Annotated in this window: 24 protein-coding genes; 13 read left to right on the top strand and 11 right to left on the bottom strand. The window is 71.9% G+C overall.

What is annotated here, in order from left to right:
- The first annotated feature begins 30 nt into the window (after positions 1–30).
- Both AOQ37_RS29585 and AOQ37_RS29580 read left to right on the top strand, forming a co-directional pair.
- A complete protein-coding gene (locus AOQ37_RS29585; RefSeq protein WP_062648705.1) occupies positions 31–474 on the top strand; it encodes a DUF742 domain-containing protein in 444 nt (147 codons plus the stop codon).
- On the top strand, positions 461–1,060 hold the full coding sequence (locus AOQ37_RS29580; protein WP_020125271.1) for a GTP-binding protein: 600 nt from the start codon (positions 461–463) through the stop codon (positions 1,058–1,060). The genes AOQ37_RS29585 and AOQ37_RS29580 overlap by 14 nt, the downstream gene beginning before the upstream one ends.
- A 108-nt stretch (positions 1,061–1,168) precedes the next feature.
- On the opposite strand, the gene AOQ37_RS29575 is transcribed toward AOQ37_RS29580, so the two are convergent.
- The 7 genes from AOQ37_RS29575 to AOQ37_RS29545 all read right to left on the bottom strand — a co-directional run bounded on the left by AOQ37_RS29575 (position 1,169) and on the right by AOQ37_RS29545 (position 6,886).
- Entirely contained in the window at positions 1,169–1,837 is a 669-nt protein-coding gene (locus AOQ37_RS29575) for an ABC transporter permease (protein WP_062648703.1), read from the bottom strand.
- A complete protein-coding gene (locus AOQ37_RS29570) occupies positions 1,834–2,550 on the bottom strand; it encodes an ABC transporter permease (protein WP_062648701.1) in 717 nt (238 codons plus the stop codon). Before AOQ37_RS29570 ends, AOQ37_RS29575 begins: the two co-directional genes overlap by 4 nt.
- Positions 2,547–3,701, bottom strand: coding sequence for an ABC transporter ATP-binding protein (locus AOQ37_RS29565; RefSeq protein ID WP_078890409.1), 1,155 nt, complete (start codon positions 3,699–3,701; stop codon positions 2,547–2,549). The genes AOQ37_RS29570 and AOQ37_RS29565 overlap by 4 nt, the downstream gene beginning before the upstream one ends.
- Before the next feature lie 82 nt (positions 3,702–3,783).
- Positions 3,784–4,182 carry a hypothetical protein gene (locus tag AOQ37_RS29560; RefSeq protein WP_062649024.1) on the bottom strand — a complete coding sequence of 133 codons (399 nt, stop codon included), beginning with the start codon at positions 4,180–4,182 and terminating at the stop codon, positions 3,784–3,786.
- Positions 4,183–4,382: 200 nt separating this feature from the next.
- Positions 4,383–5,120 carry an FAD:protein FMN transferase gene (locus AOQ37_RS29555; RefSeq protein ID WP_062648697.1) on the bottom strand — a complete coding sequence of 246 codons (738 nt, stop codon included), beginning with the start codon at positions 5,118–5,120 and terminating at the stop codon, positions 4,383–4,385.
- Between the two features lies 1 nt (position 5,121).
- Entirely contained in the window at positions 5,122–5,532 is a 411-nt protein-coding gene (locus AOQ37_RS29550) for an FMN-binding protein (RefSeq protein WP_062648694.1), read from the bottom strand.
- A 16-nt stretch (positions 5,533–5,548) separates the two neighbouring features.
- Positions 5,549–6,886: a ferredoxin reductase family protein gene (locus AOQ37_RS29545; protein WP_062648692.1), complete on the bottom strand. Its 1,338-nt coding sequence runs from the start codon at positions 6,884–6,886 to the stop codon at positions 5,549–5,551.
- 152 nt (positions 6,887–7,038) lie between these two features.
- On the opposite strand from AOQ37_RS29545, the gene AOQ37_RS29540 reads away from it, so the two are divergent.
- The 3 genes from AOQ37_RS29540 (at position 7,039) to AOQ37_RS29530 (ending at position 10,705) form a co-directional block, all read left to right on the top strand.
- Positions 7,039–7,731 (top strand): response regulator transcription factor, encoded by a 693-nt coding sequence (locus tag AOQ37_RS29540; protein ID WP_234437040.1) that lies wholly within the window; start codon positions 7,039–7,041, stop codon positions 7,729–7,731.
- On the top strand, positions 7,728–9,182 hold the full coding sequence (locus AOQ37_RS29535) for a sensor histidine kinase (protein ID WP_062648688.1): 1,455 nt from the start codon (positions 7,728–7,730) through the stop codon (positions 9,180–9,182). The genes AOQ37_RS29540 and AOQ37_RS29535 overlap by 4 nt, the downstream gene beginning before the upstream one ends.
- A 506-nt stretch (positions 9,183–9,688) precedes the next feature.
- A complete protein-coding gene (locus tag AOQ37_RS29530; protein ID WP_062648686.1) occupies positions 9,689–10,705 on the top strand; it encodes a lysylphosphatidylglycerol synthase transmembrane domain-containing protein in 1,017 nt (338 codons plus the stop codon).
- A gap of 64 nt (positions 10,706–10,769) precedes the next feature.
- Here AOQ37_RS29530 and msrB read toward each other — a convergent pair whose 3' ends face one another.
- From msrB to AOQ37_RS29510, 4 genes are all read right to left on the bottom strand, one after another.
- Positions 10,770–11,180 (bottom strand): peptide-methionine (R)-S-oxide reductase MsrB, encoded by a 411-nt coding sequence (msrB, locus tag AOQ37_RS29525; protein ID WP_062648684.1) that lies wholly within the window; start codon positions 11,178–11,180, stop codon positions 10,770–10,772.
- A 13-nt stretch (positions 11,181–11,193) separates the two neighbouring features.
- On the bottom strand, positions 11,194–12,579 hold the full coding sequence (murC, locus tag AOQ37_RS29520; RefSeq protein WP_062648682.1) for a UDP-N-acetylmuramate--L-alanine ligase: 1,386 nt from the start codon (positions 12,577–12,579) through the stop codon (positions 11,194–11,196).
- Positions 12,580–12,787: 208 nt separating this feature from the next.
- Positions 12,788–13,261, bottom strand: coding sequence for an indole-3-glycerol phosphate synthase (locus AOQ37_RS29515; protein WP_199825101.1), 474 nt, complete (start codon positions 13,259–13,261; stop codon positions 12,788–12,790).
- Between the two features lie 191 nt (positions 13,262–13,452).
- A complete protein-coding gene (locus AOQ37_RS29510) occupies positions 13,453–14,310 on the bottom strand; it encodes a pyrimidine reductase family protein (RefSeq protein WP_062648677.1) in 858 nt (285 codons plus the stop codon).
- Between the two features lie 37 nt (positions 14,311–14,347).
- Between AOQ37_RS29510 and zapE the strand changes: the two genes are divergently transcribed.
- The 8 genes from zapE (at position 14,348) to AOQ37_RS29470 (ending at position 21,998) form a co-directional block, all read left to right on the top strand.
- The gene (zapE, locus tag AOQ37_RS29505; RefSeq protein WP_107085331.1) at positions 14,348–15,454 is read left to right on the top strand and encodes a cell division protein ZapE; all 1,107 of its coding nucleotides are present in this window, start codon (positions 14,348–14,350) and stop codon (positions 15,452–15,454) included.
- 183 nt (positions 15,455–15,637) lie between these two features.
- Positions 15,638–16,054 carry a hypothetical protein gene (locus tag AOQ37_RS29500; protein WP_062648673.1) on the top strand — a complete coding sequence of 139 codons (417 nt, stop codon included), beginning with the start codon at positions 15,638–15,640 and terminating at the stop codon, positions 16,052–16,054.
- A 91-nt stretch (positions 16,055–16,145) separates the two neighbouring features.
- Positions 16,146–16,727 (top strand): carbonic anhydrase, encoded by a 582-nt coding sequence (locus AOQ37_RS29495; RefSeq protein WP_062648671.1) that lies wholly within the window; start codon positions 16,146–16,148, stop codon positions 16,725–16,727.
- An 8-nt stretch (positions 16,728–16,735) separates the two neighbouring features.
- Positions 16,736–18,244, top strand: coding sequence for a SulP family inorganic anion transporter (locus AOQ37_RS29490; RefSeq protein ID WP_062649022.1), 1,509 nt, complete (start codon positions 16,736–16,738; stop codon positions 18,242–18,244).
- Between the two features lie 117 nt (positions 18,245–18,361).
- Entirely contained in the window at positions 18,362–19,186 is an 825-nt protein-coding gene (locus tag AOQ37_RS29485; protein WP_062648669.1) for a slipin family protein, read from the top strand.
- A gap of 90 nt (positions 19,187–19,276) precedes the next feature.
- Entirely contained in the window at positions 19,277–20,650 is a 1,374-nt protein-coding gene (locus AOQ37_RS29480; RefSeq protein WP_062648667.1) for a PhoX family protein, read from the top strand.
- 250 nt (positions 20,651–20,900) lie between these two features.
- Positions 20,901–21,755, top strand: a complete 855-nt coding sequence (locus AOQ37_RS29475) for a polysaccharide deacetylase family protein (protein WP_062648665.1) — start codon at positions 20,901–20,903, stop codon at positions 21,753–21,755.
- A 51-nt stretch (positions 21,756–21,806) separates the two neighbouring features.
- The gene (locus tag AOQ37_RS29470; RefSeq protein ID WP_062648663.1) at positions 21,807–21,998 is read left to right on the top strand and encodes a hypothetical protein; all 192 of its coding nucleotides are present in this window, start codon (positions 21,807–21,809) and stop codon (positions 21,996–21,998) included.
- Position 21,999: the final 1 nt, after the last annotated feature.

Below are 21,999 nucleotides of genomic sequence, written 5' to 3'. Positions count from 1 at the left end.
CGCGTGCCACCGTAGAGAGAGCGAACACCGATGGCGGACGGCCGCACACCGCGCGGGCCCGGCGAGGACGGCGTCGTACCCGTCGGCCCCGCGCCCGCCGTCCGGCCCTTCCTGGTCACCGCCGGCCGGGTGGCGGGCGGCGTCGGCGAGGCGTCGTCCGGCCGGACGATGCCCGTGGAGACCCAGCTGGTGGCCACCACCGGCGGGCTCGACGCGCTCGACCGGCTCTCCTTCGAACAGCACGACATCGTCGCCGCCTGCCGCGTCCCGCAGTCCATCGCGGAGATCGCGGCCAGGCTGCGGCTGCACCTGAACGTGGTGCGGGTCCTCGCCGAGGACCTCCGGACGGCGGGGCAGTTGTCGGTGCACATGCCCGACTCCGGCGTCACCCACGACGCATCCGTTCTGCGCAGGGTTATCGATGGCCTGCGGGCCATCCCCGACTCCCGGGGGGTACTCCGTGACACCGACTGAACCGCTGGTCCGCACCTCGGCCGGCCAGGCCGCCGTACGGCCGCCGCTGCCGGTGAAACTGGTGATCGCGGGCGGCTTCGGCGTGGGCAAGACCACCGCCGTCGGCTCGATCTCCGAGATCGAGCCGCTGACCACCGAGGCGGCCATCACCGAGGTCGCGGCGGGTGTGGACGACCTCAGCCACACCCCGCGCAAGACCACGACCACGGTGGCGATGGACTTCGGCTGCATCACCATCGACCCGACACTGAAGCTGTACCTGTTCGGCACGCCGGGGCAGGAACGGTTCGGCTTCATGTGGGACGACATCGTGGAGGGCGCGGTCGGCGGGCTCGTCATCGTGGACACCCGCCGTCTCGACGACTGTTACGCGGCGGTCGACTACTTCGAGCACAAGCAGATCCCGTTCGCCGTCGCCGTGAACGCCTTCGACGGACAGATCGCGCACACGCTGGACGAGGTCCGCTGGGCTCTCGACGTGTCCGAGGGCGTACCGCTGCTCGTGTTCGACGCCCGCGAGCGCGGCTCGGTGCGCGACGCGCTGCTGGTCGTGCTGGAGCAGGCGCTGGCCCGCTCGGGCGGCTGACGGCAGGCCGGACCGGAACTACGGTGCGGGGGGAACGCCGTTCCCCCCGCACCGCGTACGTTCCCGCCCTGAGCCCCGTCGCCGCCGGGGATCCGACGCCGTCGGCGGCTAGTTGCTCCCGCGTACCCCGGGCGAGACCGTCACCTTGGCGGCCGCCCAGAACACCGCGAGCGTCGCGAGTGCCATGCCGGCGACCAGGGTGGCGCCGCCCACCACCTTCTCGTAGTCGTGCTGGTAGAGACCGTCGACGATGTAGCGGCCGAGGCCGCCGAGGCTGACGTACGCGGCGATGGTGGCCGTGGAGACGATCTGGATGGCCGCCGACCGCAGACCGCCGAAGATCAGCGGGAGCGCGACGGGCAGTTCGACGCGCAGCAGGATGCCGGACTCCCCCATGCCCATGCCGCGTGCGGCGTCCACGGGGGACGGGTCGACGGAGCGCACCGCCTCGTAGGTGGTGACCAGGATCGGCGGGACGGCGAGGACGACCAGCGGGATCATCACGGGCAGCATGCCGAAGCCGAGCACGATGGTCGTCACCACCAGCAGGCCGAAGGTGGGAAGCGCCCGGCCGGCCGTGGCGACGAGGGAGAGGACGTTCCCGCCGCGTCCGTAGTGACCGGTCACCAGGCCGATCGGCAGCCCGATCAGGGCGGCGAGGGCCAGCGCCTCCAGGGAGTACTGGACGTGTTCCCCCACGCGGGTGGGGATTCCGTCGTAGCCGTGCCAGTGCGCGCTGTCGCTGAAGAAGGCGTTGATGAAATTGATGACGTTCACCGGGCTGCGTCCTCCAGGGCGGGCACGGCCGGTTCGGGCCGGACCCCGGCGGGCTTGGTCTTTCCGCCGCGCGCGCCGCTCGGCATCCAGGGCGTGAGCAGGACCCGGAGGACGACCAGCAGGGCGTCGGCGAGCACCGCCAGGGCGGCGCTGGTGATGACGGAGTTCCAGGCGAGTTCGGGCCGGTTGTAGATCTGCGCGTCGTGCAGCAGATTGCCGAGCGCGCCCTGGTTGCCGATCAGCATGCCGACGCTGACGAGGCTGATGCTGGACACGGTGGCCACCCGAAGCCCGGCGATGATGGCGGGCACCGCGATCGGCAACTGGACCAGGACGTACCGGCGCACGGGTCCGAAGCCCATGGCGGTCGCGGCGGCGAGGGTCTCCTGCGGGACCGAACGGACGCCGTCGACGATGGCCGGCACGAGCACGACCAGGCTGTAGACGGTGAGCGGGATCATCACCGTCAGTTCGGTCTGGCCCGTGTAGTCGATGAGGACGACGAAGAAGGCCAGCGACGGGATGGCGTAGAGCACGGTCGTCACCCACAGCACGGGCGGATACAGCCAGCGCAGCCGCACGCACAGCTGGGCCAGCGGGAGCGCGAGCAGCAGCCCGCCCAGCACCGGGAGCAGTGCCTCGCGCAGATGGAGCCCGATCAGGCCGAACCAGTCGTGCTGGAGGTCGCTGGGGATGTCGAAGAAGCGGTTCACCGGATGACCTTCTGAGGGGTCTCCTCGGGCGTCGGCCGCTCCTCACGTCCTGCCGCGTGGGCGCCGCGGATGGCCTCGCCGATGGCCGTCTGCGAGACGACCCCGGCGGCCCGGCCCTCGGTGTCCACGGCGACCGCCCAGCCGGTGGGCGACAGGACCGCGCAGTCGAGGGCGGCTCGCAGTGAGTCGCGTCCGGCGACGAACGGCCGCCCGTACGGGAGCAGTCGGTCGGCGTCGATCCGACCTGCCGTCAGCGCGCCGGGTTCGCTCCAGCCGAGCGGACGGCCGTCCAGACCGGTGACGAGGAGGTAGGGGGCGTCGGTCGCGCCCCGTGCGGCGATCTGCTCGGCCGTGGAGTCGATCGCGACGATCGGGGTGGTGAGCAGGTCGAGGCCCGCGGACGAGAAGAAGGACAGGCGCCGGATGCCACGGTCCGCGCCGAGGAAGTCCTCGACGAACGCGTCCGCGGGATCGGACAACAGCTCGGCCGGCGGCGCGAACTGGGCGAGCCTGCCGCCGGTACGCAGCACGGCGACCATCGTGCCGAGCTTGACGGCCTCGTCGATGTCATGTGTGACGAAGACGATGGTCTTGCCCAACTCGGCTTGAATGCGCAGCAGTTCGTCCTGGAGGCCCTTGCGGACCACGGGGTCGACGGCGGAGAACGGTTCGTCCATCAGCAGCACCGGCGGATCGGCGGCGAGCGCGCGGGCCACGCCGACGCGCTGCTGCTGGCCGCCGGAGAGCTGGTAGGGATAGCGCTTGGCGAACGAGGCGTCGAGTCCGACCCGTTCCATCAGCTCGCGGGCCCGCGCGCGGGCCTTGTCCTTGCTCCAGCCGAGCATGCGGGGCACGGTCGCGATGTTGTCGACGATCGTCCGGTGCTGGAAGAGTCCGGCGTTCTGGATGACGTAACCCATGGACCGGCGCAGGGTGTTGACCGGCTGCTGACGGCTGTCGACGCCGTCGATGAGGATCGTGCCCTCGCTGGGCTCGACCATCCGGTTGATCATCCGCAGGGTGGTCGTCTTGCCACAGCCCGAGGGGCCGACCAGGACGGTGATCGAACGGTCCGGTATGTCGAGGGAAAGCCGGTCGACCGCCACCGTGCCGTCCGGGTATCGCTTGGTGACTGAATCTATCCGTATCAAAGCGCCGAATACCCTTCGGGTCTGGCCATTTCCGCCCGCTCTCGATACGAGTTCGGGCCGTTGCGGGGAGAGTCTAGACCGCTTACCAGATCAGCAGTCCGCCGCCGGCCCCCTGCGCGTACCGCGCGCTCGCCTCGATGCCGTCGAGACGGCTGGAGATGTGGAAGTGGTGGCTCTCGGCCGTCCGGTCGGGCGGGCGGGTCTCGGCGGCGAGCCGCTCCGAACAGGCGCGCACCAGGGCGATCTCCGTCAGGACGGCGGGGATCTCGTCCGGGGCGACGACATCACCGTGGTGCACGCTCACCAGCGCCGGCAGGAACCGGGCGCCGATCCGGCGGACGGCCCGTGATCCCCAGACCTGGGTGCGCCACGACTCCGGGCCGGCCAGGTCCGTGCCGTCCGGCCGACCGTCCCGCTCCCCGGTCAGGATGTCGAGGTCACCGTCGTCGCGCACCAGGAAGACCTCGGTCGTCAGGCTCATGCCCCAGGGGATCACGCCACCCGCACCCGGGCGAAAGGCATTTCCCCGGTGCACGACCCGTGGGTCACCGGAACACCGGTGACCCACAGCAGTTATGCGGGAGCGTCAGCCCAGGGGCAGGGGCACGGGGTCGGCCCGCATCGGCGCGAAGAGCCGCCCCGGCATCCACCGGGCCATCCCCGGGACGGCCGCCCCCGCCCTCACGCGGGCGCCCCTGCCGCCGCCGTCGGGAACCCGGCGCTGCGCAGCACGCGTCCGCCGGGCAGTACGGCGTACACCTCGCAGCCGTCCCGCGCGGCCGCCCACTCGACACCGTCCGCGCCCAGGGCGAAGGCGGCCGTGGCGACGGCGTCCGCCTCGGTCAGGGTCGGGGCCACGACCGTGAGGCTGTCGAGGCCGGTCGCCGGACGGCCGGTGCGGCCGTCGAGGATGTGGTCGCCGCGCTCGTAGCGCGCGGAGGTGGCCACGGCCCCGTCGGTGAGGTCGAGGACGGCGCACAGCCGGTCGGCGAGCTCGGGATGCCGTACGCCGACCCGCCAGGGCCCGCCGGAAACGACCACGTCACCCCCGGCGTTGAGACAGAACCGGGTGAGCCCGGCCCGGGTCAGCAGCTCCGCGGCCCGCTGCACGGACCAGCCCTTGACCACCGCGCAGGGGTCCAGTCCGCGGCCGGGCAGCCGGACGTCGAAGGCGCCGCCGGTGGCCACCCGGTACCGCTCGCAGAGGGCGAGCACCTCGACGAGGTCGGCGCTCAGCTCGTCGGCCGACAGCTCGCCCCGGCCGTACCGGGAGACCTCGCTGTCTGCCTTGAACGGGCTGAACCGCGCGTCGACCTCGCGCAGCCACGCGAACACGGCGTCCCCGGCCCCGTCGGGGACGACCCTGTCGTCGACCCGCAGCGAGACCGGGAACCCCATCACATGTTCGACGCGGTGCACGTCAGGCGCCGTTCGCGTCGATCGCGGCCTGGAGGGACTCCCGGTATCCGTCGCTCGTGACCGTCGCGCCGGAGACGGTGTCGATGTCCGCACTCTGCGCGGCCAGCGTCTCCGCGACCAGCTTCGGCAGCGCCGCGGTCGTCTGCGGATGGTCCGGCTGCTTCAGCATCTCCACGGCCGTGATCCTGTCGCCCTCGAAGGTGACCTGGACCTGCACGTCGCCCTTCTCCGTGGCGACGGTCGTACCGGTGAACGTGGTCGATCCCGGGGAGCCCGAGGACGACGTGGAGGAGGACACGGAGGGCGTCGAGGCGGACTCGGTGGTGGAGGTCGTACCGGTCGACGGCTCGTAGCGCCAGACCGGGATCAGACCCGCCACGGACAGGACCAGGGCGGGGATTACTCGCTTCACGGTGTTCTCGTATCTCTCATCCGGCCAGGCTGAAGCGTTCGAAGTGGATCTGCGGTTTGGGCACGTCCAGCTCGCGCAGGGTGCCGAGGACCGCGTTCATCATCGGCGGCGGCCCGCACAGGAAGACGTCCCGCTCGGTGATGTCCGGTACGAGCGCGGCCAGTTCACGCGGCGCCAGCCGGTCGGGCACCGGCGGCCCGGTGACCAGGTGCAGCTCGGCGCCCTTGGCCAGGGCGAGTTCGCGCAGCTCGTCGTAGAGCACGGCATCCCGTTCCCCGGCCACCCGGTAGATGACCACGGCGTGTCCGTGGATCTCCTCGAGGAGTGCCCGGATCGGGGTGACGCCGACGCCGCCGGCGATGAGCAGCGCCTCGGGCCGGGTCCGGTGCATGGCGGTGAAGGCGCCGTAGGGGCCCTCGGCGAAAACGCGGGTACCGGGCTCGAGATGGCGCAGTCCGGCGGAGCCGTCACCGGCCGCCTTCGCGGTGAGGCGCAGCCGGGTGCCGTCGGGCGCGGCCGAGAGGGAGAAGGGGTTCGCCTGCCACCAGCGGTCCTTGGTGAGGAACCGCCAGAGGAAGAACTGGCCGGCCCGGGCGGGCAGCCGGTCCAGGTCGCGACCGGTGATGTACACGCTGACGACGTTGTCGGCCTCGGGGACGACGGCCTCGACGCGCAGCCGGTGGCGCCGGTTCCGCCACAGGGGCAGCACCAGCCGGCCCAGGAACACCGAGCCGAGGGCCACGCCCCACACCGCGTACCAGTAGCCGGTGGCGGCGGACGACGTGGTGAAGGTCGTGCCGACCGCGACCTGGTGGGTGAAGGCCAGCACCACGGCGACGTAGGTGTACAGGTGGATGAAGTGCCAGGTCTCGTAGGCGAGGCGGCGGCGGGCCCAGCGGCCCGAGGCACCGCCGATGACCAGGATCAGCACCACCGCGACGGCGGCACGCAGCACGCCCTCGACGGTCTCGGCGAGGTCGACGAGCTGGCTCACCGGGTTCATCGACGAGGATTCGGCGTAGCCGAAGGTGATGAACACCACATGGCAGACCAAGGCCCACAACAGGCCGAAACCGGTCCAGCGGTGCCAGTTGGTCAGCCGGTCCATGCCGATGCGGCGGTCCAGCCAGGGGAGCCGGGCCACCAGCAACAGCTGGAACGCCATCAGCAGGGCGCTGTACAGGCCGGCGAAGCGGCCGATCACGACGAGCGCGTTGGAGGCGAAGCCCGCCTGGACGGCGAAGAGGGTCACGACGGCCGCGTTCGCGGCGAGCACGGCGTACAGGCCGGTGCGGGCCACTACTTTGGGACGTATCGCCGTGGGGGGTACGGGAGGCGATTGGACGGTCGTCACGGACGGAAACTCCTAGATCGGGTCCTCAGAACACAGAGCTTGTCCGTGCTTCGCTGTCGTTTTCCTGTCGTACAACTTTCAAGATCTTATCGATTCGCGCCCGCCCGAGACGGGGGTCTGGCGCTGTGGGGTGGGTGGCGCACTATGAGCAGGTGGAAAAAGTACGACTCCTCGTCGTGGACGACGACCCGCCGATCGCCGATCTCGTGGCGACGGTCGCCCGCTACGAAGGCTGGGACGCGGTCACCGCGAACTCGGGTGCGGAGGCGCTGCGCCGTGCCGCCGAATTCCGTCCCGACATCGTGGTGCTCGACCTGATGCTGCCCGACATCGACGGCTTCGGCGTGCTCGACCGGTTGCGGCACACGGGCACGATGGTGCCGGTGGTGTTCCTGACGGCACGCGACGGGGTCGCCGACCGGGTCGCCGGGCTCACCCGGGGCGGGGACGACTACCTGGTGAAACCGTTCGCCGTGGAGGAGCTGATGGCCCGGCTGCGGACCGTACTGCGGCGCAGCGCGGGCCCCGGGGTCCAGCGCTCCGTGCTGCGGGTGGCGGACCTCACCATGGACGAGGACACCCGCGAGGTCCGGCGGGGCGGGAGACTGCTGACGCTGACCCCCACCGAGTACGAGGTCCTGCGGTATCTGATGCGGAAGTCGCCGACCGTGCTCACCAAGGCACAGATCCTCGACCACGTGTGGGAATACGGTTTCGGCGGCCGTTCCAACGTCGTCGAACTGGTCGTCAGCCGGCTGCGCCGCAAGCTCGACACGACGGGTGACGACCCGCTGATCCAGACGGTACGCGGCTTCGGATACGTGATCCGGCAGGCGGCCGGGTGATAGGCCGCTTCTGGCACGCCTACCGCAGACTGCGGCTCGGCACCCGGCTGGCGCTCGGCCTGGGCGCGCTGTCGCTCGTCGTGTTCGCGGTGGTCGGCGCCACGCTGACCATGTACATGCGGGACTATCTGAACCATCAGCTGCGCGACCAGATCAAGCTCGTCCAGATCGTGCAGACCAAGGACGCCAAGGCGCACGGCATCGTGGAGCGCAAGCCGTACTACGGCTGGTACACGGCCGTGTACGACGTCTCGCCCGGCGCGGCCGTGCTGCGCAGACCCGCCGACGTGCCCTCGGACACCACGGCGCTCACCGCGCTCGCCCGGCGGATGGAGGACGTCGACGCCGAGGTCACCCGCACGGTGCGGATCGACGGCGAGGGCACCTATCTGCTGCGGGCCTGCGAGGTCTCGCCCGGTGTCGTGCTGGTCAGCGCGGCGCCGACGGAGGACATCGACGGCACCGTGCGCCGGCTGATCACCGTGCAGGTGGTCGCCTTCGGCCTCGCGCTGCTGGCCCTGGTGGTGTTCGGCCGGCGGATGCTGAAACACGGTCTGAAACCGTTGAGCGACATGGCGCACACCGCGCACGGCATCGCCTCGCACGACCTGACCGAGTCGGCGTCCCGGCTCCACCTGCGCGCGGACGCCCCGGGCGGCGGTCCGGAGGTCGAGGAACTGCGCACGGCCTTCAACACGATGCTGGAGCACATCGACGACTCCCTCGCCGTGCGGGCGCAGGCCGAGCAGCGGCTGCGCCGCTTCGTCGCCGACGCCTCGCACGAGCTGCGCACACCCCTGATGTCGGTACGCGGCTACGCGGACCTCTTCCAGTACGCGCCCGCCAACGCGCCCGAGGAACGGGACAAGCACCTGGCCCGGCTGCGCGCCGAGGCCGCCCGGATGGGCGTGCTCCTCGACGATCTCCTGCTGCTGGCCCGCCTGGACGCGGCCGAGGTGGAGACACCGCTGCGGATGGAGAACGCCGACCTGATGGAACTGGTCGAGCAGGCGGTCGACGCGTTCCGCGCGAGCCACCCGGGTCATCCGCTGACGGTGTCCGCGGGACCGGCCGCCGTGCCGCTGCGGATGGACCCGCACCGCATCCGCCAGGTCCTGGACAACCTCCTCACCAACGCCGCCGTGCACACCCCGGTCGGCACCGCGGTCCGCGTCGAGGTCGCCGTCTCGGCGGAACTGGCGCGGGTCCGTGTCACCGACCGGGGCTCCGGCATCTCGGCCGACGACCGCGACCGCGTCTTCGACCGGTTCTACCGGGTCGACAAGGCCCGCAGCCGCGACCGCGGCGGCAGCGGCCTCGGCCTGTCGGTGGCCCGGTCCCTGGTACGGGCGCACGGTGGCTCGCTGGAGCTGGGCGATGCCCCCGGGGCCACGATGTTCGTCGTGACGCTGCCACGGGGACCGGTCACGACCGGGAACGGGACACGGTGACGCCGGTGCCACCGGCAAGCCGGTGAGCCATGAGGCGAGATGCGGTGAGCCGGTGAGCCGGTGAGCCGGTGACGGGGATTCGGCGAGCGGTCTCCTCGGCTGGCGGAAACGCCTCTCGGCCGCCCGGCGAAGTCGGCCGACCGGACCGCGGGGAGGCGGTCGACCGTACTGCGGGCCGGTGAACCTCCGGACGAGCCCGGGATGAACCGCGGGGGGTACGGGCAGAAATCCCAAAGCCTCACCGCACCCCGCCCACCGCACCTCGCTCAGCACACCCCGCCCCACCGCACCTCGCTCAGCACACCTGCCGCACGGCACCCCGCCCCACCGCATCTCGCCTCACGGCACCCCGCCCCACCGCACCGCGGTCGCCCTGCGGCCCGCACTCCGTCGGCTTACGGACACCGCACCGTCACACCGGAGGGGAACGACTTCCCCGTCCCCTCCCCAGGCCCGATCCGTCGCGCCGCCGCGCGCGGTCACGACGCGGAAGGACGACGTGCGCCGTGCCCCTGCTGCCCCTCGACGACCCCGCGTCCCCACCGCCGCAGCCCCGGCCGCCGCTCGCGGAAGACCGCCGCCGCCCCCTGGCGGCCACCGCCACCCGCCGGGCGCTCACCCTCTCCCCCATCCTGCTGCTCGCGGTGTGGGCGGCGCTCGACTGGCACGCCGTGCGGGACGGCGCCGCCCTGCTGGCCGCCGCCGACCCCTGGTGGCTGCTGATCGGGCTTCTCTTCACCTACCTGGGCTCGGTCGCCGCGGCCTGTGTCCGTCAGGGTGCGATCCCGGACCGGCTGCCGCCGGGGCTGCTGGTGGCCTCCCAGATCGCCGCGGGCGCCGCGAACCACATACTGCCCGCGAGCATCGGCGCCCACGCGGTGACGGTCCGCTTCCTCCAGCGCCAGGGGGTGGCCCTCCCCCGCGCCACCGCCTCGATCGCGCTGTACTCCCTGGTCAGAGCCGTGGCGAAGACGCCCGTCGTGCTGATCTTCCTGCTCGCCGCGCCCAGCGCGGTACCCCCCGCGAGGCTCCTCCCGGAGGGACGGACCCTGCTCCTGGCCGCCGCGGGCCTTCTGCTGGCCCCCGCGGCGACAGGAGCGCTGCTCGTCCTCGTACGGCCGCTGCGGCGGCCCGCCCTGGACTTCGTCCGTACGGCGCTCACCGACGCCCGGCATCTGCACACCCGCCCGGCCCGATTCCTGCCCCTGTGGGGTGGAGCGGTCGCGGCGCCGCTGATCCAGGCGAGCGTGGTGGCCTCGGTGGGAACGGCGCTCGGCCTGCCCCTGTCCTGGCCCCAGTTGCTCTTCGCGTTCCTCGCGGCGAGCACCGCGGCCGGTGCCGTTCCCGCCCCCGGCGGCATCGGCCCGGTCGACGCGGCGCTCGTCCTCACCCTGGCCGGGTACGGCACCCCGTTGCCCCTCGCCACGGCGACGGTCATCGGCTACCGGGTGCTGACGGTGTGGCTGCCCCTGCTGCCCGGGATGCTCGTGCTCTCGGCGCTGGTCCAGCGCAAGCAGCTGTGAGCCGTCAGCTTTCGCCGTACCCGGGCCGTCAGCCCTCACCGTCAGCTTTCGCCGTCCCGCGCCGTCAGCCCTCGCCGTCCGTCGCCAGCCGCAGCGAGATGCTGTTGATGCAGTACCGCTGGTCGGTCGGGGTCCCGTAGCCCTCGCCCGCGAACACGTGTCCGAGGTGCGAACCGCACCGGGCGCACCGCACCTCGGTGCGCAGCATCCCGTGCGAGCGGTCCTCGATCAGCTCCACCGCGTCGGTGTCCTTCGGGTCGAAGAAGGACGGCCAGCCGCAGTGGGAGTCGAACTTGGTCTCGGAGGTGAAGAGTTCGGCACCGCAGGCGCGACACGAGTAGACGCCCTCGGCCTTGGTGTCGGTGTACTCACCGGTGAACGCGGGCTCGGTGGCGGCCTGCCGCAGTACGGCGTACTCGGCCGGGGTCAGCTCCGTCCGCCACTGCTCGTCCGGCTTTTCGACGTCGTACGACATGAGCCTCAGCCCCTTACTGGGAAAGACGGTCCAGAATGCGCGGGCCCAGGTCCGTCACGTCGCCCGCGCCCATGGTGAGAACGAGATCACCCGCCTTCGCCATTCCCGCCACGACCTGCGGGGCCAGGTCCTTGTCGTGCACCGCGGTCACGTCCGCGCCCGCCGCCCGGGCCGCGTCGATGATCAGCTCGCTGGTCACGCCCGGGATCGGGTCCTCGCGGGCGGGGTAGATGTCGAGGACGACGGAGGCGTCCGCGAGGGACAGGGCCTGGCCCATCTCCTGGCCGAGTTCCTGGGTCCTGGAGAACAGGTGCGGCTGGAAGAGGACGAGGATCCGGGCGTCGCCGACCGCCGCGCGCATCGCCTCGAGGTCGGCCGTCATCTCCGTCGGGTGGTGGGCGTAGGAGTCGATGACCTGGACGCCCGCCGCCTCGCCCTTGAGCTGGAGCCGGCGCTTGACGCCCGTGTACGCGGCCAGGGCGGGGGCGAGTTCCGCGGCCGGGACGCCCAGTGCGACGCCCGCGGCCAGCGCGGCGACGGCGTTGTGCGCGTAGTGGCGGCCGGGCACGGAGACGGTGAAGGTGAGCCGCTGCCCGTCGAGCAGCACGGTCACCTCGCTCTTCAGCCCCTGGGGGACGACGGAGAGCACCCGCACGTCGGCGTCCTCGGCCTCCCCGTACGTCACCACCCGCACACCCTCGACCCGCCGGGTCAGTTCCCGCGCGCCGTCGTGGTCGGCGGTGATCACGAGGGTGCCGCCGGGCACGATCTTCCCGGCGAAGGTCTCGAAGGACTCGTAGATCTCGTCCATCGACGCGTAGTTGGCGTGGTGGTCCAGCTCGACGTTGAGGACGATGGCGACCTCGGGCGCGTACTTGTGGAAGCTGCGGTCCGATTCGTCCGCCTCGGCGACGAAGATCTCGCCCTCGCCGTGCAGCGCGTTGGAGCCGGGCGCGTCCAGGTCGCCGCCGATCGCGTACGAGGGGTCGAGTCCCAGCTCGGACAGCGACACCGCGAGCATGGACGTGGTCGTCGTCTTGCCGTGGGTGCCGGCGACGGCGATCGGCCGCGTCCCGTCCATCAGCCTGGCGAGCGCGTCCGAGCGGTGGACCACCGGAATGCCCAGCTCGGCCGCGCGGGCGAGCTCCGGGTTGTCCGCGCGGATCGCCGACGACACGACGACACAGCTGGCGTCCTCGGCCAGGTGCTCGGCGGCATGGCCGATGTGCACCGTCGCCCCGAGCGCCCGCAGCGCCGCCGCGGTCTCGGACTCCTTGGCGTCGCTGCCGGCCACCTTCGCGCCGCGCTGAGCCAGGATCTTCGCGATGCCCGACATCCCCGCCCCACCGATGCCGATGAAGTGCGGTCGGTCCATGGCGGTAGGAAGGCCGGGTGCCATGCGTGTTCTCCCAGGGTGCGCTACGACGGTTCGGTGCGCCCCCACCCTATTGCGCGGGGCGCGGACCACCCAGCCAGGGGCGCGGGACCGCATCCTGTACGACCGCGCCGCACGGGCACGAGCGGACCCGGCGCACCCGGTCACGCCACGCCCGCACCGGCGCCCGAACCGGCACGGGTGCCGACAGGGGCGCGGCACAGGGCTCCGCTCACGCCTTGCTGTGCGAGAAGAGCTTCAGCACCGGCACCCCCACCTTGTGCCGGGCCCGGGAGGCCCAGTCCCGGTGGAAGAACTCCTCGACGTAGTGGGGGTCGGTCAGCACGATCACCTCGTCCGCGCCCGCCTCCGCCACCAGGGACTTGAGCGCGTCCAGCGGATGGTCCTCGACGAGGCGCCCCACCGCGTCGTGGCCCGCCGCGTGCAGGGCGTGCAGGGACACCTCCAGGGCCCGTACGCCGAACCCCTTGGCCTCGTCGCCCTCGGGTGTCTCGCCCTCCCGCGCCGCCTCGTCCAGTTCACCGAGGGCCACGTCGTCGATGGCCCGCAGCAGGCGGTCCGCCTGGTCACCGCGCGGCTGGAGCAGCACCTGGAAGGAGACCGGCTCGTCCCCGTGCAAGGTGCTGACGAACTCCACGTCGGCGGACGTCAGGGCCTTCTCGATCATCAACACGCTTGTGAACACCAGCGCCCCATTCTCCTTCGAGGACCCCCGTGGCCCTCTTTCCTCCGTGGGCCGTTCGCGGCCCTGCGGAAACCATCCTCCCCCGCGTACGCACGGGGACTGCGAGATTCAGTGTGCCCGCCGGACGCTAAACGGAACGGTTGATTCCGCCCTTTTGGGACCGACGGTGGTGATCGAACTCCTATCCGGCATCACGGCCTCTGATACCTGCCGAACAGGAAACCCTCCTCCTCGAGGAGGGACACCAGTGCGAACCGGTGCGGAACGGCGACCGACGGTCCGCCCGTGATCCGCTGGGCGTCGCCGACCGTGAGCATCGGGGAGACGGTCAGACAGAGCTCGTCGAGCACCCCGGCCGCCACGAACTGACCCAGCAGCCGGGGACCGCCCTCCGTCAGCAGCCGGGTGTGTCCGAGTTCGACGAGCGCCCGTACGGCGCGGTCCGGCTCGACGCCCGTGCCGTCCCCGGCGACCACCACGCGCGCGCCCGCCTTCTCCGCGGCCGCGACCCTCTCGGGGGACGCGGCGGCTCCCGTCAGGATCAGGGTGGGGACCAGCGGCGAGGTGAAGAGCGGGAGCGAGAAGTCCAGGTCGAGGCTCGCGCTGACCACCGCGACGGCCGGGGCGGGTCCCTGCCCGGCCGCCTCGCGCCGCCCGGCGAACTCGGCACGCGCGCGTGCGGGGCGGTACCCCTCCAGGCGTACCGTTTCCGCACCCACCACCACGACGTCCGCGAGCCCGCGCAGCGTGCCGAAGATCCGCATGTCGGCGGCGGTGGAGATGGGCTGGGAGCGCCCGTCGTGCTGGGCGGCGCCGTCCAGGGTCGACACCATGTTGGCCCGCAGCCAGGGCACCGGCCCTCCGGCTCCGGCTCCGGCTCCGGCTCCGGCTCCGGGATACGCGTAGGCCTCGGCGAGCTCGTCGAGGCTCCACTCCCGGTCCACCGCGGTGCCGCTCTCCCCGCCACCCCCCTCGTCGGGAGCCCCGAGCGGCCTGCCGCCGGGGTCGGTGGTCACTGTCTGGTCGGTCACAGGGAACAGCCGTCGCATGTCAGGCAGTCTGGCACGCCCCGTAGCATGGGGAACCGTGTCGTCCTCCTCCTCAGCCTCCGGCCTCGGCCCGATAACCGACGCGGCCCCGGTGTCCCTCTGCACCCGCCGGCCCCATGTCCCCGCGGACCGGCTGGTCGCCGAGATGGTGCCGCCGCCACGCTTCGACTCGGTCCGCTTCAGCACCTACATCCCGGACCCGAACCAGCCCAGCCAGACCGAGGCGGTCGGCGTCCTGGAGGGGTTCGCGGCCGGACTCGGCGGAGCGCACGCGACGGGCGGCGCCAAGCGCGGGTTCCTCGGCTTCGGCAGGTCCAAGGCGCCCAAGGTCCCCGCCGGACCGCGCGGTGTCTACCTGGACGGCGGTTACGGCGTCGGCAAGACGCACCTGCTGGCCTCCCTGTGGCACGCCACCCCGGCGGAGCCCGCCCTCAAGGCCTTCGGCACGTTCGTCGAGCTGACCAACCTGGTGGGCGCCCTCGGCTTCCAGCAGACGGTACGGACCCTTTCCGGGCACCGGCTGCTGTGCATCGACGAGTTCGAGCTGGACGATCCGGGCGACACGGTTCTCGTCTCGACGCTGCTCGGCAAGCTGGTCGAGGCGGGGGTCGCGCTCGCCGCCACCTCCAACACGCTCCCCGGCAAGCTCGGCGAGGGCCGGTTCGCCGCCGCCGACTTCCTGCGCGAGATCCAGGGCCTGTCGGCGCACTTCCGCGCCCTGCGCATCGACGGTGAGGACTACCGCCACCGCGGCCTGCCCGAGGCGCCGGCGCCGTACTCCGACGAGCAGGTGACGAAGGCGGCGTACGCCACCGAGGGCGCTTCGCTCGACGACTTCCCGCATCTGCTGGAGCACCTCGCCAAGGTCCACCCGAGCCGCTACGGCGCGTTGACCGATGGCCTGAACGCGGTCTGCCTCACGGACGTCGGGGCCGTGCCCGACCAGTCCACGGCTCTGCGGCTGGTGGTCCTGGCCGACCGGCTCTACGACCGCGAGGTCCCGGTCCTGGCCTCCGGGCTCCCCTTCGACCGGTTGTTCAGCGAGGAGATGCTGAACGGCGGCTACCGCAAGAAGTACTTCCGCGCGATCTCCCGGCTCACCGCGCTGGCCCGCGACGCCAAGAAGCTCGTCGAGCACCAATAAACGATCTTGACCCTCCGGTCAAGGGCCTGTTCGCGCCAAGAATCCCTCCCTTTTGAGGCGCACTTCATCTCGCAACGTCCAGTTAACCCTGCAAACAACCTTGCAGGGTTAACGTGTTTCTTGACCAGTGGTTGACCAACCGTTGGTCTGTACTAGAAACGCGAACCGGCCGAAGGGGGGCGCATGTTCCGAGGTACGACGACCCGGACCGTCCTTTCGATCCTCGCCGCCGTCCTGCTCACCCTTCCGTTCTTCGCACCCACGTCGTCGTTCGCACACGCGCACACAGCGCGTCAGGCCGAGGCCAAGACCCCGCCCGGCATCAAGACCTCGGGCAAAGCCATGCGCGACGAGGTCGCCACGCTCCGCGACTGCGACCTCCCCACCGGCGGCCCCGCCGACCCCCTGCGCACGCGTGACCGCCACCGCGCCACCACCACCGCCCCGGCCGCCTCGACACCCCAGGAGCCCGAGCGCGCGCTGCTGGCGCAGGATCCCGCGGCCGGGCATCAGCCGCGCCGCCCCGGCGCCCCCTATCACCGCTGGTCGAGACCGTCGGCGGCGCACTCTCCGGCGGCCCTCCAGGTCTTCCGCTGCTGAGAGAGCAGAGCAGAACAGCAGTTCCCCCACCTGTCCTGTGTCCTGCACATCCGACGCGCCCCCACGGCGCGCCAGGAGGAGTCACCACGTCATGCAGCCCCTCATCGACAACGCCCGTACGTTCGGACAGCGCCCTGAGGAGTTCGCCAAACTCGCGGCCGGCCAGTCCCCCCAGGTCCTGTTCATCACCTGCTCCGACTCGCGGGTCGTTCCCGCCCTGATCACGGGCGCCCGTCCCGGCGAGCTCTTCGAGCTGCGCACCGCGGGCAACATCGTGCCCCCGTACCTCTCCGACCGTCCCACCGGCGAGGCCGCCACCATCGAGTACGCCGTGGAGGTGCTCGGCGTCCAGGACGTCGTCGTCTGCGGCCACTCGCACTGCGGCGCGGTCGGCGCGCTGGTACGCGGCGACGACCTCGACGGCGTCCCCGCCGTGCGCGACTGGCTCGCGCACGCAGCGGACGAACCGGGGACCTCCGACCCCGACGACCCGACGGTCATGGGGGCGGTGCAGAACCACGTCCTCGCCCAGTTGCTGCGGCTGCGCTCCTACCCGTGCGTGGAGAAGCGGCTGGCCGACGGCCGGCTGCGGGTGCGCGGCTGGTACTACGAGGTGCACACCGGTGCCGTACGCGAACACCGCGCGGACACCGACCGGTTCGAGGCCCTGTGAGCGCCGCGATGAACCAGAAGCCCGCCGGGCGAATATCCCGGTTCCCCCACCTGCGGCAGGACTTCGCCGCCTCCCTCGTCGTGTTCCTGGTCGCGCTGCCGCTGTGCGTGGGCGTGGCCGTGGCCTCCGGCGTGCCGGCCGAGCTGGGGCTCGTCACCGGCATCGTCGGCGGCGTCGTCACCGGTCTGCTGCGGGGCAGTTCCCTCCAGGTGTCCGGCCCGGCGGCCGGACTCACCGTGCTGGTCTTCGAGGCGGTGCGGGAGTTCGGCCTGCCCGCCCTCGGGGTCGTCGTCCTCGCCACGGGCATCCTCCAGCTCGCCATGGGCGCCCTGAAGCTGGGCCGCTACTTCCGGGCCATCTCCGTCTCGGTCGTCGAGGGCATGCTGGCCGGAATCGGCCTGGTGCTGATCGCCGGTCAGCTGTACGCGGCCGCGGGCACCAAGGCGCCGGCGTCCGGCATCGAGAAGATCGCCGGACTGCCGGGGGCGCTCGTGGACGCGGTCGGCGACACCTCCGCGCTGGCCTCGCTCGCGATCGGCGCCGGCACCGTCGCGGTGCTCGTGTCGTGGAAGCGGTTGCCGGCGAAGGTGCGTACGGTGCCCGGGCCGCTCGCCGCGGTGGGCCTGGCGACGCTCAGCGCCGTGCTGCTGAACCTCCCCGTGGCCACGGTCGAGGTGCGCGGGCTGCTCGGTTCCGTCCAGCCCCCGTCGCTGAGTTCCTTCGGCGGACTCGCGGACGTCGGCCTGCTCGGCACGATCGTCGCGTTCACCCTGATCGCGTCCGCCGAGTCCCTGTTCAGCGCGGCGGCCGTGGACCGGCTGCACGACGGTCCGCGCACCGAGTACGACAAGGAGCTGATGGCGCAGGGCGCGGGCAACGCGGTCTGCGGGGCGCTCGGCGCGCTGCCGATGACCGCGGTGATCGTGCGCAGCGCCGCCAACGTGCAGGCGGGCGCCCGGACCAAGGCCTCGCGCGTCCTGCACGGCGTCTGGCTGCTGCTGTTCGCCGCCCTGCTGCCGAACGTGCTGGCGTACATCCCCGTCCCGGCGCTGGCCGGCGTCCTCGTGCACGCGGGCGCCAAGCTCGTGCCCGTGCGGGCGATCGCCGGTCTGTGGCGCGAGCACCGCGGCGAGGCGCTGATCCTGGTGGTCACGGCCGTGTCGATCGTCGCGGTCAGCATGTTCGAGGGCGTGCTCATCGGCCTCGCGCTGGCCGTCGCCAAGACGGCCTGGGAGGCCTCGCACATCCGGCTGGAGGTCGTCGACAAGGGCGCGGGTCCGGTCCAGGCGTACCTCTCGGGCAACGCGACGTTCCTGCGACTGCCGAAGATCCTCGACCATCTGGAAGCCCTTCCGCAGGACCGTCCCGTCGAGCTGGACCTCTCCGGTCTGCATCACCTCGACCACGCCTGCCGCACGGCACTGGAGGCCTGGGCCGAACGGCACAGCGCGGCCGGCACGACGCCCGTGAAGGTCACGGAACCGGTGAACGTGTCGCGACCGGTGACGACCGTGTAGCCCGCCCCGTGGACCGTCCGGCCCGGGACCTGGGGCGTGGCTCCGGGCCGGATGGCGGGCATATCGTTACAGAGCAGACAGAAACGCTCTTACGGGCCTCTTGTCGAGGAGGTCGTCATGCTCGAGGAACTGCTCGGCGCGGCCGCGGTGGTCGCCACCGGAGGCCTCGTGTACGTCGCGGCGGCGGCACGGGTCGTCAAGCAGTACGAACGCGGGGTCGTCCTGCGGCTCGGCCGGCTGCGCGGCGAGGTGCGGCCGCCGGGGTTCACCCTGGTCGTCCCGACCGTGGACCGGCTGCACAAGGTCAACATGCAGATCGTGACGATGCCCATCCCCGCCCAGGAGGGCATCACCCGCGACAACGTGACCGTGCGGGTCGACGCGGTGGTGTACTTCCGGGTGGTGGACGCCGCGGCCGCGGTCATCAACGTCGAGGACTACCGCTTCGCCGTCTCGCAGATGGCGCAGACCTCCCTGCGGTCCATCATCGGCAAGAGCGAGCTGGACGACCTCCTGTCGAACCGGGAGAAGCTCAACGAGGGCCTGGAGCTGATGATCGACAGCCCCGCCATCGGCTGGGGCGTGCAGATCGACCGGGTGGAGATCAAGGACGTCTCCCTGCCCGACACCATGAAGCGCTCGATGGCCCGGCAGGCCGAGGCCGACCGTGAACGGCGCGCCCGGATCATCAACGCCGACGCGGAACTCCAGGCGTCGAAGAAGCTCGCCGAGGCGGCGAAGGAGATGTCCGAGCAGCCCGCCGCGCTCCAGCTGCGGCTGCTCCAGACGGTGGTGGCGGTCGCCGCCGAGAAGAACTCCACCCTGGTGCTGCCGTTCCCGGTGGAGCTGCTGCGGTTCCTGGAGAAGGCCCAGCAACCGCTCCCACCACATCCGCCGCAAGAGCCGCCTCCGCCGGCGCTCCCGAAGGACGTGGACGAGTGACACGGGGTACGCGCGTGGTTCCCGGGGCGCTCTCCTGGTGATAGACACTGCGGGATCACAGTTCCTGTCCGCCAGCAGGAAGGTTTTCGCATGTCTGCGACACGACGTCAGATCCTCGCCGGTACCGGCGCCCTGGGGGTGGGCGCGAGCATCGCGTTCACCGGCGCGCTCTCCGACCTCTTCGCGGGCACCGCCGCCGCGCAGGGCCTCGGCCGCGACGGCTACGGCCCCCTCGTACCCGACAAGGAGGGCCTGCTCGACCTCCCCGCGGGCTTCCGCTACCGCGTCCTCTCCCGTGAGGGCGACCCGCTGCGCTCCGGCGAGGGCCCGGTGCCCTCGAACCACGACGGCATGACGGCCCTCCCCGCCCGGAACGGTCGCGTCCACCTGGTCCGCAACCACGAGAACCGCCCCACGGCCAAGTACCCCGTCCCCACGGTCGACGGCCTGACCTACGACCCGGCGGGCAAGGGCGGCTGTACGGCGCTGACGCTGGACCCCCGGAACAACGTGCTCGCCGAGCGGGTGGCCATCGCCGGTACGGCCGTCAACTGCGCGGGTGGGCCCACCCCTTGGCACACCTGGCTGACCTGCGAGGAGACCGAGGACAAAGCGGGGACCAACGGTTACACCAAGGATCACGGCTTCATCTTCGAGGTCGATCCGGCCGACCCGCGCCGCACCGGGGCGGTCCCCCTGACCGCCATGGGCCGTTTCCAGCACGAGGCGATCGCCGTCGATCCGCGTCTGGGCATCGTCTACGAAACCGAGGACGCGTTCCTGGAGCCGTTCGGTCTCTTCTACCGCTTCCTCCCGAAGAAGCCGCTGGGCGGGGTGGGCTCGCTGCGCGCGGGCGGCCGCCTCCAGGCGATGCGCGTCCCCGGCGTGCCGGACCTGTCCTCGATCCAGGACACCGGCGCCACCTTCGACGGCATCGAGTGGGTCGACGTACCGGACCCCCTCGCCACCGACACCCCGATCCGCCTCCAGGACTTCGGCCCGAAGGGCATCACGCACGCGCAGAAGCTGGAGGGCTGCTACTGGGGCGGGCGGTGCGTGTACTTCGTGTCGTCGTTCGCACGCGGCTCCGACGGCTCGGCCGCCGACCACTTCGGCCAGATCTGGCGGTACGACCCGAAACTGCGCCGCCTCACCCTCGTCATCGTCTTCGGCCCGGACACGGACGTCCAGCTCCCCGGCGAATCACCGGACAACATCTGCCTGGCGCCCAGCGGCGGCCTGATGGTCTGCGAGGACGGCAACGGCGCCCAGCACGTCTTCGGCGTGACCAGGTCAGGCGAGGTGTACGCGATGGCGCGGGGCCGCCAGAACATCGGGACACCGGAGGCACCCGAGTGGGGCGAGTTCGCCGGCGTCACCTTCTCCCCCGACGGCGACACGATGTACGTCAACTGCTACACCCCGGGAACGACCTTCGCCGTCACGGGCCCCTGGCGCCGCTAGCGGGTCCCGAGCGGACGGGCTCCTGAAGGGCACGACGGGCACGACGGGGGTTCCGGGCGGGGCAGGGGAAGCGTTCCCGCAAGAGACGGTCGTGCGTCACCACGTGCCCGTGGCCTCCGAGCACGGGCGCCGGCTCGGGGCTGACGGCCGGGAGCGGGGCCGGGCGCGGGAGGGCCCGGGCGGGTGACAGGACGGGAGGCGCGGCCGGATATCGCCAGGAATGCCGCTATTGCTCTCATAACTTCATACGATGATCTCTCCCGTACGTCGCTTCGCCGCCCTCTGTGCCCTCGGTGCCGCCCTCGCCCCCCTCACCGCCTGCGGCGCCCCCCAGGACCCACTCACCACCCGCCCGGCGGCCCCCGCGCACGCTTCCGTCGCCCCCACCCGGCCCCCCACCCTGGCCCCTGGTCCCGCCGGACTCACCCCCGTCTTCGGCAACGCGCCCCGCACCGCCGGCAGGACGGTGGCCCTCACCTTCGACGCCGACATGACCGCCGACCAGGGTGCCCGCGCGGCAGCCGGTGAGCACTTCGACAACCCGGGGCTGATCGCCGCGCTACGGACGCTGAAGGTGCCGGCCACCGTGTTCATGACCGGCCGCTGGGCCGAGGAGTACCCGGACCAGGCCCGCTCCCTCGGCCGCGACCCCCGCTTCGAGATCGCCAACCACTCCTACAGCCACTACGCCTTCACCGACGACTGTTACGGCCTGCCGACCGTCCCCGTAGACGGGATGCGCGCGGACGTCGAACGGGCGTACACGGCGTTCCGCAGAGCCGGGGTACCGAACGCGATGCCGTACTTCCGTTTCCCCGGTGGCTGCTACGACCGGCGGGCGCTGCGCGCGGTGAGCGGCCTGGGCGTGACCGCGGTGCAGTGGGACGTGGTGAGCGGGGACGCGTTCGCGACCGACGCGGACGCGGTGGCCCGGCAGGTGCTGGAGGGGGTCCGACCCGGCTCCGTCGTCGTCATGCACTGCACGCGCAGCGCCGCGCCGACCACCGAGCGCGCGGTGCGGGCCATCGTGCCCGAGCTGCGCCGCCAGGGGTACCGGTTCGTCAAGGTGTCCGAGCTGATCGGGGCGGCGAGCGGACGAGGATGACGGCCCTCGACCGGGCGGCCGACGCCGTCAACGCCTACGTACGCTGGAGGCATGAGCGACGACAGTGACGACCGGGATTACTGCCTGATCGACGCGACCACACCGCCGCGGGCCGAGGGTCCGCCGTACGCCGAGTGCGTGCTGTGCCGGAAGCCCACGGAGTATCCGGAGTCGTACAAGGGGATCACGCTGTGCCCGGTGTGCGAGTGGCAGGAGGCACAACGGACCGCGTGCTCGGGGTAGC

The organism is Streptomyces maremycinicus (genome assembly GCF_001184025.1).
Classification (GTDB): Bacteria; Actinomycetota; Actinomycetes; order Streptomycetales; family Streptomycetaceae; genus Streptomyces; species Streptomyces maremycinicus.
This window is presented reverse-complemented; position numbering and strand designations above follow the sequence as displayed.

Bases quoted from the DNA above. Each gene is read 5' to 3' on its own strand.
- AOQ37_RS29585 (WP_062648705.1), top strand. From the start codon at position 31: ATGGCGGACGGCCGCACACCGCGCGGGCCCGGCGAGGACGGCGTCGTA.
- AOQ37_RS29560 (WP_062649024.1), bottom strand. From the start codon at position 4,182: ATGAGCCTGACGACCGAGGTCTTCCTGGTGCGCGACGACGGTGACCTC.
- msrB (WP_062648684.1), bottom strand. From the start codon at position 11,180: ATGTCGTACGACGTCGAAAAGCCGGACGAGCAGTGGCGGACGGAGCTG.
- murC (WP_062648682.1), bottom strand. From the start codon at position 12,579: ATGGCACCCGGCCTTCCTACCGCCATGGACCGACCGCACTTCATCGGC.
- AOQ37_RS29510 (WP_062648677.1), bottom strand. From the start codon at position 14,310: ATGCGACGGCTGTTCCCTGTGACCGACCAGACAGTGACCACCGACCCC.
- AOQ37_RS29500 (WP_062648673.1), top strand. From the start codon at position 15,638: ATGTTCCGAGGTACGACGACCCGGACCGTCCTTTCGATCCTCGCCGCC.
- AOQ37_RS29495 (WP_062648671.1), top strand. From the start codon at position 16,146: ATGCAGCCCCTCATCGACAACGCCCGTACGTTCGGACAGCGCCCTGAG.
- AOQ37_RS29490 (WP_062649022.1), top strand. From the start codon at position 16,736: ATGAACCAGAAGCCCGCCGGGCGAATATCCCGGTTCCCCCACCTGCGG.
- AOQ37_RS29485 (WP_062648669.1), top strand. From the start codon at position 18,362: ATGCTCGAGGAACTGCTCGGCGCGGCCGCGGTGGTCGCCACCGGAGGC.
- AOQ37_RS29480 (WP_062648667.1), top strand. From the start codon at position 19,277: ATGTCTGCGACACGACGTCAGATCCTCGCCGGTACCGGCGCCCTGGGG.
- AOQ37_RS29475 (WP_062648665.1), top strand. From the start codon at position 20,901: ATGATCTCTCCCGTACGTCGCTTCGCCGCCCTCTGTGCCCTCGGTGCC.
- AOQ37_RS29470 (WP_062648663.1), top strand. From the start codon at position 21,807: ATGAGCGACGACAGTGACGACCGGGATTACTGCCTGATCGACGCGACC.